General features: G+C 39.0%; 14 protein-coding genes. 5 read left to right on the top strand and 9 right to left on the bottom strand.

The window, feature by feature from the left end; genetic code table 11:
• Positions 1-185 precede the first annotated feature (185 nt).
• On the bottom strand, positions 186-962 hold the full coding sequence (locus AC2SLT_RS05465; RefSeq protein WP_486546632.1) for a sulfite exporter TauE/SafE family protein: 777 nt from the start codon (positions 960-962) through the stop codon (positions 186-188).
• Between the two features lie 301 nt (positions 963-1,263).
• Positions 1,264-2,694: a glycerophosphodiester phosphodiesterase family protein gene (locus AC2SLT_RS05460; RefSeq protein ID WP_486546631.1), complete on the bottom strand. Its 1,431-nt coding sequence runs from the start codon at positions 2,692-2,694 to the stop codon at positions 1,264-1,266.
• Between the two features lie 322 nt (positions 2,695-3,016).
• On the opposite strand from AC2SLT_RS05460, the gene AC2SLT_RS05455 reads away from it, so the two are divergent.
• On the top strand, positions 3,017-3,685 hold the full coding sequence (locus tag AC2SLT_RS05455; RefSeq protein WP_486546630.1) for an alpha/beta hydrolase: 669 nt from the start codon (positions 3,017-3,019) through the stop codon (positions 3,683-3,685).
• 159 nt (positions 3,686-3,844) lie between these two features.
• On the opposite strand, the gene AC2SLT_RS05450 is transcribed toward AC2SLT_RS05455, so the two are convergent.
• The 3 genes from AC2SLT_RS05450 to AC2SLT_RS05440 form a co-directional block, all read right to left on the bottom strand.
• Positions 3,845-4,282, bottom strand: coding sequence for a hypothetical protein (locus tag AC2SLT_RS05450; protein WP_486546629.1), 438 nt, complete (start codon positions 4,280-4,282; stop codon positions 3,845-3,847).
• Positions 4,283-4,655: 373 nt separating this feature from the next.
• Positions 4,656-5,186, bottom strand: coding sequence for an inorganic diphosphatase (locus AC2SLT_RS05445; RefSeq protein WP_486546628.1), 531 nt, complete (start codon positions 5,184-5,186; stop codon positions 4,656-4,658).
• A gap of 436 nt (positions 5,187-5,622) precedes the next feature.
• Positions 5,623-5,763, bottom strand: a complete 141-nt coding sequence (locus tag AC2SLT_RS05440; RefSeq protein ID WP_486546627.1) for an entericidin A/B family lipoprotein — start codon at positions 5,761-5,763, stop codon at positions 5,623-5,625.
• A gap of 371 nt (positions 5,764-6,134) precedes the next feature.
• Between AC2SLT_RS05440 and AC2SLT_RS05435 the strand changes: the two genes are divergently transcribed.
• Complete coding sequence (locus AC2SLT_RS05435) at positions 6,135-6,680, top strand: tRNA (cytidine(34)-2'-O)-methyltransferase (RefSeq protein WP_486546626.1); 546 nt, start codon at positions 6,135-6,137, stop codon at positions 6,678-6,680.
• Between the two features lie 140 nt (positions 6,681-6,820).
• Here the strand turns inward: AC2SLT_RS05435 and AC2SLT_RS05430 are convergent, their stop codons facing one another.
• The 4 genes from AC2SLT_RS05430 to tusD form a co-directional block, all read right to left on the bottom strand.
• Complete coding sequence (locus AC2SLT_RS05430; RefSeq protein WP_486546625.1) at positions 6,821-7,174, bottom strand: TusE/DsrC/DsvC family sulfur relay protein; 354 nt, start codon at positions 7,172-7,174, stop codon at positions 6,821-6,823.
• Between the two features lie 224 nt (positions 7,175-7,398).
• Positions 7,399-7,746: a hypothetical protein gene (locus AC2SLT_RS05425; RefSeq protein WP_486546624.1), complete on the bottom strand. Its 348-nt coding sequence runs from the start codon at positions 7,744-7,746 to the stop codon at positions 7,399-7,401.
• A 31-nt stretch (positions 7,747-7,777) separates the two neighbouring features.
• Positions 7,778-8,101: a hypothetical protein gene (locus AC2SLT_RS05420; RefSeq protein ID WP_486546623.1), complete on the bottom strand. Its 324-nt coding sequence runs from the start codon at positions 8,099-8,101 to the stop codon at positions 7,778-7,780.
• A 185-nt stretch (positions 8,102-8,286) separates the two neighbouring features.
• Positions 8,287-8,706: a sulfurtransferase complex subunit TusD gene (gene tusD / locus AC2SLT_RS05415; protein ID WP_486546622.1), complete on the bottom strand. Its 420-nt coding sequence runs from the start codon at positions 8,704-8,706 to the stop codon at positions 8,287-8,289.
• Positions 8,707-8,997: 291 nt separating this feature from the next.
• Between tusD and AC2SLT_RS05410 the strand changes: the two genes are divergently transcribed.
• The 3 genes from AC2SLT_RS05410 to glnE all read left to right on the top strand — a co-directional run bounded on the left by AC2SLT_RS05410 (position 8,998) and on the right by glnE (position 14,219).
• Positions 8,998-10,353: a glycosyltransferase family 4 protein gene (locus AC2SLT_RS05410; RefSeq protein ID WP_486546621.1), complete on the top strand. Its 1,356-nt coding sequence runs from the start codon at positions 8,998-9,000 to the stop codon at positions 10,351-10,353.
• Positions 10,354-10,627: 274 nt separating this feature from the next.
• The gene (locus tag AC2SLT_RS05405; RefSeq protein ID WP_486546816.1) at positions 10,628-11,176 is read left to right on the top strand and encodes a phosphatase PAP2 family protein; all 549 of its coding nucleotides are present in this window, start codon (positions 10,628-10,630) and stop codon (positions 11,174-11,176) included.
• Positions 11,177-11,357: 181 nt separating this feature from the next.
• Complete coding sequence (gene glnE, locus AC2SLT_RS05400; RefSeq protein WP_486546620.1) at positions 11,358-14,219, top strand: bifunctional [glutamate--ammonia ligase]-adenylyl-L-tyrosine phosphorylase/[glutamate--ammonia-ligase] adenylyltransferase; 2,862 nt, start codon at positions 11,358-11,360, stop codon at positions 14,217-14,219.
• Positions 14,220-14,465 lie beyond the last annotated feature (246 nt).

The raw sequence follows: 14,465 nt of genomic DNA, 5'->3' as shown, positions 1-14,465 counted from the left end.
GGGAGTACCAGATAGGAATGACAATGATAAAAGTTACGATGATAAACGTTTCTATAAATACAGTTTTATATGTTATCCCTAATCCTAGCATAGCCCACACTAAAAGGTAGGGTATTGTGTGTGATTGAGATGATCAATAGATGAAAAATTTATGAATAGTGTCGTGAATTAATTTTATAAAGTCCCTAGAATAAAACAGAAATATTTTTAATGATCATAACGATACCACTGACCACCATCAGTATCAGTAACAACACTCGAAATTGTTTGACACTCATTCCCGCTAAGAAATGCTTGCCAATAATGTTGCCCACTACTGCCCCAATCCCAAGTGCAAAACCATAGATCCATAATTTAGCCGTGAGTACACCAAAAAAAGCATAGCTGCTAATCTGTGCGATACCCACAAAAAAAGAATTGGCCGTTTTAGTGGCTACTAAGTCCTCTTTTTTTAAACCACTGTTCATATAAAAAGGATTTAAAACGGGTCCAAGTCCACCGACGATAGTACTAATAAACGCAACTAAGAAGCCTAACGGGATGAAGCCTGATTTAGGCATGTTAAAGGTTTTATCAACCTTCCCAAATCTATATTGAAAAATAGTAGAAACTAAAAATATCCCAACGATTAGCTGTATCCAGCCTGCGTTCATTCGACTAAATAAAAGCCCTGCAAGCCATGCACCAACAAGGGCGCTGGGCACATAATATTTGGTCAAGCTCCAATCAATATCATGCCAGAATAAGATCATACGTGATGGTCGAGATATGAAGGTACCAAGATTAATAACGGGAGGAGTGCTAGGTGCGCCAATGAGCCATGATGTCATAGGAATCAAAATGAGCGCTCCGCCTCCGCCAGATACGGTGGATATAATAAAAGCGAGCACGCCAAAGATGAAAAGCCCAACTAAATGCCAAAGAGGGATACTGTTAATCAGGTCAATAAAAGTTATTAACATAACGTTTTGCCCTACTTTTTGTCATATGATACCTTTACTATAAAATAATCTATATCAGTATCGCTGATTCTACTATTTTTTCGCGTTTGATTTGTTGCGCTTGAACTTGCCTTCCTCGATAGTTTAATTGATAGATTTGTTATTAGCATTTTTATATTAAATATAAGGCGTGCCCTCTCGTATTAGCGAGAACACGCCCTAAACGTGTCATTTATACTCATTAACAATAGTCGTAAACTAAGGTCGTAAAACCTAAATTTGACCCCTATTATTGATGAGGGTTTACTTTAAAAGCACTGTATTATAGGCCTTTACAGTTGGCGTAATAGGTCACAGTGGCAGGCCAATCAGAGAAAATACCCATAACGCCCACATCTTGAGCCAGTACGTCAATATAGTTCATCATATCGCCATCGTTATTAACTGCATCATCAAGACCAGTGTAATACCATCCGCCGCCATTCGCTAGCGGACCTGAGCGCTCAATTGACCAAGTAATAATTTTAAGTCCAGCTTGTTTGGCCTGCTTAGCATACTCTGAAGGCATCATATGACCTTTACCATCTGTAGTCACCAGTAGCCATGTCGCTGGTGCAATGATATTAACCCCCATATTTTTAAGCTCTTGCATGGAGTGCTTCCAAGTTTTAGGGTTGTTTTTATCAAATGTCATCCCTTCGGCAGTCTCATTGCTATCATCGGTAAGATAAACGGCATTTTTTGCGAAGGCTGGCTCATGCTTGATCCAATACTTTATATCCTCAATGTCAAAAGATTGAGCATATACATTATTTGGATTAACACCTGCTTGTTTGTAGGTGTCGATAAGCTGCTGACGATATTGGTCTTGAGTGTAGTCTCCAAAAGGCATTTTCTCCGCAGGCGCTTTAAGCTCTGGGGTATGCTTCATGCCTAGCTTCTCTGCAAGGGCAATATGCTCTTTTAGAGTTAGCACTTGACCATTTTGATTATACAGCTCGGTACGCCAAGGCGACGTCGCATTCATATAATCGGTTAACGTTGTTGCTTTAGTATTGGCCGCATCCATCTTGCCTTTTAATGATTTAAACTCATCCAAAGTCAAGTTTGAGGTACGACATTCAATACTATTGGCATTGGTTAAGTTGCCTTTTTCATCAAATTTTGGTGGTGTGGTACAGCGATTAGCCAGATTAGTCGATAAAATGTTAGTTGTGGTATGTAGATCGTTTTGAGCATGGCGGCACACCATTTGATGATCCTTTGTAAACGCCACGTCACACTCTAATACACCTGCGCCCATACGTGCTGCTGCCATATACCCATCGAAGGTATGCTCTGGATATTGTAATGGTGCACCCCGATGGGAGATTGAAAAGTCTGTCTTTTTGGGGGTTTGAGCTTCGCATGATTTAAGCTCAGTTTTTAACGGGCTGTCATCCATATCATCAATAAGATAAAAGGGTCGACTACCATAGCTGTAACCCATTTGCGACATTGATGGCTTGCCACTTTGTTGAGTGTTTGCTGAAGGAGAAGCAGTATTTTGAGCTGAGGTGAGGTTACAACCACTTAAAATTAAGCTAGTTATACCTACACAACTTAATATTAGACTGTTTTTCTGCCAGTCGTGATTTAGTCTACCTGATTGAGTTTTATCAGTAGATTTACATGACAGTGTAGGGGGCTTAACTGACCCAAGCTCTGTTTTGTTATTAAATGAGCTTATCAATTGACGAATATAAGAGGACATTCAACGTTCCTTATCAAGAGCTATGTTAAAATTATGAGATAACCGAATTAAAATCTAAATAGAACTAAAAAGCTCTTTGCGTAAGCTCTAATAAGTTACCTTACATTATTGACCGTTTTATGAAATGGTAACTTTAATTTATAGCAATAATTTATAGGCTTAATTTATAACATTGTTTGATTGCATCAAAAGACAGTAACCCTTTAAACTATCTAAATCTTTGAACGTCCGATTAAATTAACAAACTAACCTATAAACTACCAATCTCATCTATAAGCTATAAAGCACAAATCTAATTCACTTAACTTATTAAAGGATAATCATGACACCCTATCTAGACTGCGTTATTGTTGAACATAACCCCTCGAATAAGACAATCGATAAATCAGTCATTTGGTTGCATGGCCTAGGGGCTAGCGGCCATGACTTTGAGCCTGTGGTACCAGAGCTAGGACTAGACTCAAATTTAGCGGTGCGTTTTGTATTCCCTCATGCCCCCCGAATCCCTGTTACGATCAATGGCGGTATGGTAATGCCAGCTTGGTATGATATTCTGGAGATGAGTCTGGATCGTAAAGTCGATGTGACTCAGATTAAACAATCAGCACAATCTATTAATGACTTAATAGATCGCGAAATAGAGCGCGGCGTTCAGCCTGAAAACATTGTGATTGCAGGATTTTCACAGGGAGGTGCAGTTGCGTATCAAGTGGCATTGACTCATCCGCAAAAGCTTGCAGGTTTATTGACCTTATCGACATATATGGCTATTGATGACGCCTCAAACTATAGCGAAGCAAATAAAACCATTCCCATTAAGATTGATCATGGCACTCAAGATCCTGTCGTTCCGGTTATATTGGGTCAACGGGCTAGTGAAACATTAACTCAGTACGGCTATAAGGTTGAATTCACAACCTATCCGATGGCACATCAAGTTTGTCTACCACAAATTAAGGCAATCGGGCAGTGGCTAAACCAAGTATTGTAGGCAGGCTTGATGATTATAGCGTCACAAGATATGGTATGAACCCTACTCGCATTGTGATGCCCGAGGTGATAGTGAGCCTAGGAACTTGAAACGTTTGTCAGACTTATTGACCCTATACGTATGTGAGTTAACCATAGCCATAAATGAGACCTTAAGCGTTTAAAGGACTAAACGCCACACTAAAAAAGACAGTAATGCAGTGATAAGTAAAATAATAAATAATCTTTTCATCCAATAAGGTACTAAAGGTGGCTTATAGCCTATATCATTTAAGCGTTTATCTAGTCCATCATTAATTGACGCCAGACTATCAGGCGAGGTCAAATCTTGAGTCGTTGGATTGGTTTTTAAATCTGATTTGTCTTTTAAAATAGGTTTCTTTTTTTCTCGTTTGTTGTCTTGTTTCTTTACTTGTTTAGCAACGATTGCGTCACCTTTTTTAGCATATTGTCGTTTTAATTGGCTCTCGTAATCGTCAATTTGCTGTTTAGCCTCACTCATGTCAATACCTTGCTCTTCTGCAAGGGTTTTAATCGCCATGACTAAGTTGTTTTTCTCCACCATTTGAGCGATATGTTTGGGTAATTTGCTAGACATGGTTTACTCTCAGTTGAATTTAAGGCTATAGAATAGGGTGATAAAAGAGTTGTAAAATCAAAATGTATGTCAGTTCTATTTAAAAGAAGTCTTATTTAAATCTAAGTTTTATTAAAATTGTGAACAATATCACTTTTGTATTAATGGTTAAATTTATCAGAATAAATGACAAAAAGCACTCTAACAAAGGTTAAAGTGCTTTTCATTATTAAAAAACTTACATCATTAATCAATCGACGTAATAACTTATACTAATTCAAAAAACAACCTATCAATACAGGCTAATATGAATAATAAATCAAACGCTGCAGGTTAGGTTCAGTAAGGTTGCTAAAACTAGTTAAGTTTATAGAATTAGTTTATAGAATTGGTATTACTTATCTTTCCAGCGCTGGATAGCCTCTTTAATAACGTCTTTAGCTTCTGCCACATCGCCCCATGATTCGACAACCGTTGTGCCTGGTTTTTTAAGGTCTTTATAGTGGCTGAAATGGAACTCTAATTGCTCAATTAGACGCTTTGGTAAGTCATCTAAGCTGTTGTAAGCATTGCCATTGTTACGATCATCAGCCGGTACCACAACAATCTTATCGTCCACTTCGCCATCATCCACAAACTTCATCACACCGATAACTTTGGCTTTTAGGAAAATACCAGTGGTTAAGGGTTGTTCAGTGATGATCAAGGCGTCAAGCTCATCGCCATCTTCATCAAGCGTTTGAGGGATAAAACCATAGTTGCATGGCTTTGCAAAAATAGCAGGCTCAACACGGTCAAGTTCGAACACACCTAGTTCACGGTTCCATTCGATTTTGTGGTTACTGCCCGTTGGGATTTCTACTACTACGTTGATTTCACCGCCATCAACATCGCCTGCATCCAAAATTACATTAAAATCAGCCATTTATTTCTCCATTTGAGCGCCCATAAGCGCATATTATAAGTTTTGGTTTTAGAAGTATTAAAATTCACGTAGATTATAACAACTTTTGTCTGATTGCCAAGTTATGACAATATTCCAAAAAAACATTTGTATGTCCATATATTTTATTAAGTTTAAAGTTCATTATTGTATGTCACTGCTTTTCTAAGCTGTGGATGAGTTTTGCACTCAAAATAAAGTCAAAATTCTCTGTACACTCTATATATACATAGTATTAGTTTCTTCATCAAAAACTTTAATCAAAATAAAAGCCCACAAATGTGGGCTTTTATTGAGGAACTGCCTTATAGATTGTTTATTCAGTTATTAATTATTTAATTATTAATATCGTATTACTGAGATAAAAAAATGCTATAAAGCGTCTGTACATTTTCGAAATAGATAATTTGCTGGGTTATTAAAGTTTTTGTTCAACCTTGTCAGCAGTATTAGAAACGCCTTCACCGGCTTTAGAAACGTCTTGACCAAAACCTTTAAAAGTGTTGCAACCAGATAAAACAAGTACTGCAGTTAAAGAAGCTAATGCTAACTTTTTCATAATGAATCCTCTATAACAAAAATTAAAATACTGGTATATAAGGATAACGGTTATTGAACGTTTATATATTCACAAAGGTAGGTATCATATTGGTAAATAAAATATGAGTAACACCTGCGTTATCCTTGGTAACATAATATATTAGTTATGATAGTTGCGACAACCTATAAATGTGTGTAATTTGACGAAAACTGTCATAGAATTGTAAATTTTAAAATGGTCTCAATTTTGATCACTCTACTCAAAGAACTTTGAAGTAGTCACAAGGCAACCGAGTGCAAGTACTACTGGTGTAGGCTTAACGAAGTTAGCGCTGTGACTTTTTATAAGTTCGCCGACTATATTATTTTTATTTTAATAAGGCTACATGTATGACGATTCACATAGTATTAGTACATCCCAGAATACCCAATAACACCGGAAGTGCTATTCGATTATGTGCTAATACAGGCGCACAATTACATTTGGTAGAGCCTTTAGGTTTTGATTTGGAAGATAAAAAATTACGCCGTGCTGGCCTCGATTATCATGAATATGCCAAAATGAAAGTTCATAAAAATTGGGAATATACCAAAAAGGCTTTAATAGACGCAGGATGCAATCGTATGGTGGCTTTAACCACAAAGCTCAGTCATCCTTTTTATGAATATGACTTTAGTACGCAAACAGTGAGCTCACAATCTGACCATATAGCGCTAATATTTGGATCTGAAACTGCAGGATTAAGCGATGAAATTAGAGCTGATATCGGTGCAGAAAATTGGCTTAGATTACCGATGTTGCCAGACTCACGTAGTCTGAATTTGGCCAATAGTGTGGCAATCTGTTTATATGAAGTATGGCGCCAGCAAGGCTTTGTCGGTGATGAAGGGCGCAGTACGGGTTATACCGAGCTGACTCCTTATGATCCAAAATAATGAAATGTTAACTCTTATCCCTAATTTTGAGACCGCTTATTCTTAAGATTTGCTTTGTTTAAATGAATGGCTTCAAAAAGCTTAAAGCAGAAGGTTTAAAGAAAGAGGCTAAGCAAATTAAAAGTCATAAGGTTAAAAGGTTATAGACAATTAGGTGGCTTCGGTAGACCAGCAATACGATTGACGTGACGAGCCACAAGACCTGTATTAAACATTTGCTGTAAAAGCTGATTGCTTAGACTCATTTCTGGCAAGGTTTTCATCAAGTATTTAATAAGAGGTCGGGTGGCGGGGGGATGGTTGAACTCACGATGAAAGGCACGAACTTGTTCGAGAATTTGGTAATGGTCTGGCGTAAGTGTCACCTCTAGAGTATCAGCTAGCTGTTGAGCGATAGTAGGCGTCCATAAGGAGTGATCAATCAGATGACCTTCCTCGTCTAGTTCTAAGTTTTCAATAGCCTGCCGGCTTAGTGTATTACTAGGGTTACTCATAGCATGCTCAATTAAATAATATCAATAGTGTATAAATACTACCTCGTTATCAACTTATTAAAACTCATTGTAGGCTGGTGCTTTTAACCCAGCAAATCAAAACCTTTAATCAAAAATGCTGGGCTAAAGCCACAGCCTACGTTAAGAGTTGAGAATGGGGTAAATACTTAAAAACCAATACTTAAAAAAAAGCTGACAAACATACAAATATTGTCAAAATAGCACTAGCTAAGCGAGTTTAGAGTAATAACTCTATCCATCGTTAAAGTAAGGTCAACCCAGTCGCTATCGGTAATAGAAGTCGCTTTACTAAAGTCAAGATTAATCTTAGCACTGTTATTAAGTTGTTCAATGTCATCAGATAACACATACAGTGCGGTTATATCCTCTACCTTGGTATCAAATTCATCATCATAGTTCATCTCTTTTATGTAAGCCTGCAACCAATCTAAATAAGCGGCAGTTTCTCCTAATAATAAGATGCTATCACCTGAATGCCATAATGGCGCCATTTCTCTCACAATCGCCTTTAAATGATTCATAGTCGCATGGATTTGAAATAAGGTCGTCATAGCGGATTCTCTAATGAAATAAATATAACGGCTAAAATGAAAAGATATGCTGAAATTGATGTGAATCAAAGTCTTCTGGTATAAAGTCAATTTGCCTTCCCACTTCTTCAGGCACCACACCAAATAACCAACTGCTAAACACATCATCAGGAAGCCAAGCAGGGGGTATGTCATATAAGTCCAATGACTTAATCATGCCATGCAATCGGCTATCAGGCTGCAACAATAGTCCAAACACAGCGCTACTAAGCATGATCTGAACAGAGTGACCAAAGCTTGCCATCGTCAGTGCCAATGCGCAGCCTTCATAGGTTGCCGTTTCAGTGGCAGTGGTTAATCGAATGAGTAAAGACACAGGGTTTCCCTTTTTAATCAAATCATTTTTAATCAATTAATTTTTAATAAAGTATCAATCTAGTTTCAAACAAAATGAGTTATTGTTTATATAAACAGTTAGGCTACATTCGTAATATAGCGGCGATTTAAGTGAAATGCTACTCTACTTAGCCTGCCACTCTAAATGACGAGTAGTTTACTTAATTAAAAGGTAATGACCTTTTTAGCCAACGTCAGCTGCTCTGCTAATTCTCCTAAACCCACCAATTCAAAACCCTTCGCTAAATTATCCGCACTTAGCTTATGACGCTTAGCATTATCTGCATCGGTTACGCCGCGTGTTAATGCGGTACTGACACAGATCGGTAATTTAAGGTCATAGCGCTGACTGAATTCGCTCCATAATTGGGTCAAACTCTGTCGATCCGCAGTTTGCCAACGCAGGGCATTGCCAGTATGAGCGGCCTCCCCATAAAAGAAAATGCGTAGACTTGACTTAGACTCCTCATTCACACCTTCACTCGTAACGGTATTGAGATATGCTTTTGCATAGCGATACGCATGCCAAGCAATGGGCTGGCTTGGGTCAGCATTAATTAATAATAGGGTAGGAGATGTAGTCATAAAAGTGTCAGTTATCGTCAATTTTTGGATTTAATGGGCCTACGCTCAATAGCTAATTATACATGATTGACAGCTATATTATGAATTAAAGGTTTGAATTAATAAGGTTCTACACGCTCTAGCAATGAATTTAAACCAACGATTGATAAATCTTAGGTCTTTTATTTATTAAAATGACTTAATTGTCATAAAACTGTGATTTAAAAGCCACAAAACTGTAAAATCTTTAGTATAGAGTAGTGTTATAGCTCATAAAGCAAGACAAAATTAAGGAAGGTAGTAGGAGTGAATATGCTTAAGCCTAGTGTAATAGGAAACAGTTTGACCCAGCAGAGTCCCTTTATAAGTAGGACCACTCAAAGTGATGATGACTCAATAGGTTCAAATGTCTCTGGTTTAAAAAAGCCTTACGCATCTTCACTGTCCAATCAGTCTCATTCTAAACCTTCCTTACATATTTTGCTGGTTACTGAGACTTGGGCGCCAGAAGTAAATGGCGTTGCCATGAGCTTAGGTCAGCTTATGAATCAACTCATTATTGCAGGTCATAAGGTTAGTTTATTAAGACCAAAGCCAAAAGAGAAGACATCTGAATCGGATAGTCAACTCAACAAGCGGACTGAATCGGCTGTTTTAAATAATGAACAGTCTAAGATTAGTCATGATATCCAAGTCAAAGGTATGATGATACCTAAGTATGCTGAGTTGCAGTTTGGACTGCCTGCTTATTTTACGATCAAAAATCATCTAAAGCAGCTACAACCTGATGTGGTACATATTGCCACTGAGGGTCCTTTAGGGTTGGCTGCTTTGATAGCAGCAAAAAATCAAAAAATAGCGGCCACCACTGGCTATCACACTCAATTTCATGATTTTAGTCGTCACTTTGGGTTAGGCATCTTAGCAGGCCCAATAATGGCGTATTTCAAATGGTTCCATAATGCGTCAAAAGCCACTTGTGTACCCAGTAAAAAAACCTTTAATGACTTAGATGCTCTGGGATTTAAAAGACTGGTCGAAGTAGGGCGCGGCGTCGATCTAAAGCGCTTTAACCCTGCGCATCGAAATGATCAGCTTAGAGAGCAGTGGGGAGCGTATCAGCACCACACCGTATTAATCATGGTTAGCCGTCTGTCTCCTGAAAAAGGGGTGGATTTAGTGATCAAAAGCTTTAAAGCACTTCAGCAAAATCAATTACAAAGAGCAGTGAAGCTAGTAATAGTCGGTGATGGTCCTGATAGAGCACGACTAGAGGCTTTAGCCGCAGACAGTAGTGAAGATATTATCTTTACAGGTGCGAAGATGGGACATGAATTGGCGGAGCACTATGCCAGTGGCGATGCCTTTGTCTTTGCAAGTTTGGTTGAAACTTTTGGGAATGTGGTCGTCGAAGCAATGGCCAGCGGATTGCCTGTTTATGCATTTGATGATGCCGCGGCAGGCATGTTAGTCACCCCCGAGAATGGCGCTCTTGTGCCGGTTGCGGATAAAAAACAATTCGTGGCTACTATCGCTGCATTACCTAAGATGAAGGTGCTTAAAGAGCAGGGGAGACAGGCGGCAAACTCTGTTTCAGAGTTTTCATGGCAGCGTCCGGCTATGCAAATGCTAGATATGTTTTATGAAGCGCTTAACGTCAATAATTAATTTTTAGATAAGTCGTTTTTAAGTCAGTAATTCTTAAATGAATCAGGACTTATACAACATTAAAAGTTATAAACCGTCACATTTTCAATAGTTATAAGGTTATCAATAAAAGTGAGAGAGTTATTTATAGTAATGTACAGCTAACATCAGAATACACATAAGGGGAAACGTCTTGAAATCTTTCAAATCTAAAAGACCCGCACTAACCAGCTTAGATCATAAAATTGAGCCTAGTCCTGTGTTCACCCTATTTTCACGAAACCCAACCTTAGCCATTTATGTGAATTACTTTATTTCATGGGATACCAGTCTCTGTATTCATATAAATCGCTATTCTACCAACTATGTTGTTGCTACCTTCTTTAAAACGATAAGCCGACTAGGCGATGGTTGGTTTTGGTATGCAATGATGCTGCTATCCTTATTGATGTACGGTATGGAAGCTGTGTTACCGCTAATGACAACCATACTAGTAAGTACGATTGGCTTAATTATTTACAAAGTGTTAAAGGTTAAAACTGTTCGCCCAAGACCCTATCAGGTACATCAAGTCATCGTATTAGGCGAACGCCCTTTAGATGTGTTCAGCTTCCCATCTGGTCATACTCTTCAAGCGGTATTATTCACAGCCACATTAGGCGGTCATTTCCCTGAACTGTTGCCGATCATGCTACCCTTTACCTTATTGGTCGCTTTATCGAGAATGGTGCTAGGACTACATTATCCCACTGATGTCGCAATCGGTGCTGCTATCGGCTATAGTTTGGCATTATGGTCACCAAATTTGCACAATTTTATAAGCCAAAATCTACTACTGGTCTAAAAAGATCATAACGATAGATTACTAAGACAAGTTTTTTTATTTTATGCATAATCAGGGACTATTTAATAGTCCCTTTTTTGGCATAAAGATATATAAAATTAACATGATTAGTCATCTTATAATTTAAATTTATGTGATAGGCTTATAGCACACGAGTATTTTTAAGGAGTTGTGCCGTATCATGCCTTCAGATATCAGCAAAGCAAGCAATATCCATCAAAACCCTCCTGTATTGACGCCCAGTCAAATAACGGCAGAACATATCGAGACATTAAGGCTCGCCAGTCCCTTTGCCTATCAAATATGGCAGAACAAAACCACTACCTGTCAACACTTTATCAGCAGCTATCCTCTAGGGGAGCCACTAACTCGCCAACAAATATGTGATTTGATCGATGACTATACGTTAGACGAAGGTCTAAATGGCGTCCTGCAGCGCGCAGATGAGGCTGGCGTTATAAAGGGTCTGCGCCGTTTGCGTGAACTATTAATGATGCGCTGGATATGGCAGGATGCACTAGGAATTATTAAACTTGAGCAATTAACAGGCGAGCTGTCTAATTTTGCCGATAATTGCATCATATTTGTAAAAGATTATGTCTGGGAGCAGATGGTTGAGCGCTATGGTCGACCTACTTTTATTGATAAAAAGGGTGACCGGCAATTTGATGATATGGCTATATTTGCCATGGGTAAACTTGGGGCGCAAGAGCTCAACTTATCGAGTGACATTGATTTGATATTTGTGCACCGTGCGCGCGGTGAAACAAATGGCGATAAATCTAATGGTACTAAGTCCATTGAAAATAAACGGTTTATGGTTCGGTTAGGTCAAGGCATCATAAAAATACTAGACGCAACCACGGCCGAAGGCTTTGTATTCCGTGTCGACATGCGATTGAGACCTTGGGGTGAGGGCAGTGATCTGGCCATTCACTTATCTGCTTTGGAAAAGTACTTTACCGCACATGGCCGAGCTTGGGAGCGCTTTGCTTGGCTTAAAGCACGTATCGTCAATGAGATTGATGATGCGTTCAAACAAGACTTAGAGGCTGTCGTTAAACCTTTTGTCTTTAGATATTACGTTGACTATAGTGCCTTTGCCGCCTTACGTGAAATGAAATCCTTGATTCAAAACCAAGTCGCCCAGCGTGAAGATTTGGATAACGTCAAGCTTGGGGCAGGGGGGATTCGTGATATAGAGTTTGTGGTGCAAGCTTTTCAGCTCATTTATGGTGGACGACATAAGCAACTAGAGGTTAAGTCTAGTTTAGAGGCAATGAAGGTTCTTAATGAATTCGATTTTTTGGAGGACAAGACTTACTTCAATCTTGAAGCCGCTTATCGTTTCTTTAGACGTGTTGAGCATGGTATACAAGCGATAAATGATCAACAAACCCAACGATTACCCAGTGATCCTCAGTGTCAACATAACCTTGCGGTCACGCTTGGCTTTGAGGATTGGGATTCCTTTATGCAGCGATTAAATGATCATCGCCGTAATGTGCATGATCCCTTTGATCGTATGGTAACGGAGCGTCAAAACCCAAAAGAGTCGGATACCGACAACGAAAGCAATTTACAACGCTTAAATGACATTTTAACCGATGACAATAAAGCCAAACTTGAGCAATTTTGGCACAGCAAAATGGTTGACCAATTGTCTGAGGAAGCTAGGCAGCGACTTGACGATGCTTATCCGATCTTGGTACATGCCTTATTAGAACACGAAGACAAGCAGGGTTTAGCAAATCTAGCATTGCCTCGTCTTATTGATTTATTAGAGGCCATTTGCCGCCGCTCCATCTACCTGGTTATGCTAGTGGAAAACCCTAATGCCACAGTAAACTTAATCCCCATGTTGTCTGCAAGCCCTTGGATCGCTGGGGAATTGACCCGTTACCCCGTGTTACTCGATTCGTTCTTACAACAGCGATATCGACACCTCCCTGATAAAGCTGAATTAGCAAACATCTTGAGGCAACGATTGCTTAGGGTAGAACCTAACGATGAGGAAATGCTACTTAATGTTTTAAGACTGTTTAAGAACAATCAAGTCTTGGCAGTTGCCGCAAGTGATGTCTTAGCAGAACGCCCCATTATGAAGGTATCAGATTCATTAACCGATATTGCAGAAGTGGTGCTCGAATTTACTCTAGATCGGGCATTTACCGAGTTGGTAAATCGTCATGGCTATCCGATAAATCTTAATGGTGAGTCTGTCACAGAAGCCCATAGTGGGTTTGCTATTATTGGCTATGGTAAGCTTGGCGGTATTGAGATGTCTTATACATCCGACTTAGATTTGGTGTTTATTCATCAAATTAATGAGCAAGCCATGACCACCGGTCAAAAGCCGGTCAGTGGTATGAAGTTTACCGCCCGTTTAGCCCAAAAGCTGATGACCTATTTAAATACCCAAACCCGGGATGGTCGTGCTTATGAGATTGATATGCGTCTTAGACCCTCAGGCAATGCGGGCATGATGGTGGTCTCTAGTCGCTCCTTTGAGAGATATCAACTAGAAAAAGCGTGGGTGTGGGAGCATCAGGCCTTAGTGCGTGCGCGTCCAATATGTGGCGATAATCGTGTCATGAATGCCTTTAATCATATTCGTAAGCAAGTTCTGACTCGTAAACGTGATATAAATGATCTAAAAAAAGACGTGATTGAAATGCGCTCCAAAATGAAAGATCATTTAGGGAGTAATCAGCAAGATCAGCAACAAGGGAAGTTTCATCTGAAACAAGATGCTGGCGGGATTGTCGATATTGAGTTTATGGCTCAATTTGGTGTGTTGGCACATGCTCACGATTTTCCAGAGCTTACTCGCTGGAGTGATAATGTTCGCATCTTTGAAAGCCTAGCACAAACCGGCGTATGGGATAGTGAAACATGCGAAGGCTTGACTCAGGCCTATTTGTTAATCAGAGCAGCGATGCATCAATTGGCGTTAGCCAATGAGGATGTTGTCGTGGATGCAGATAATTGGAAAGAAACCCGCGAGTACGTGATATCAAAATGGAATGAAATCGTTGTTTAAAACCGATACGCTGGGGTTTTAGTCTGGTTATAGTTAAATGATTAGTAATTTAATGATTGTTCTTTTAATGACTGAGCTTTTAATAACTGTACTTTATTGACTGTTCTTTAATCAATCAGTAGCGAGTGAATATAACCAAAAAAAATTAATTGCCAAACTAAAAATTTATAGTCAATGGTGCTAGCAGTGATATACTTGCTAGTCTAACTATAATTTTAGTCATTTATTTATACTTGTTAATATAAG

The sequence above is a fragment of the Psychrobacter sp. CX18 genome, from assembly GCF_057396215.1.
The sequence above is the reverse complement of the archived record's forward strand: the minus strand, read 5'-3'. Positions and strand labels throughout refer to the sequence as shown.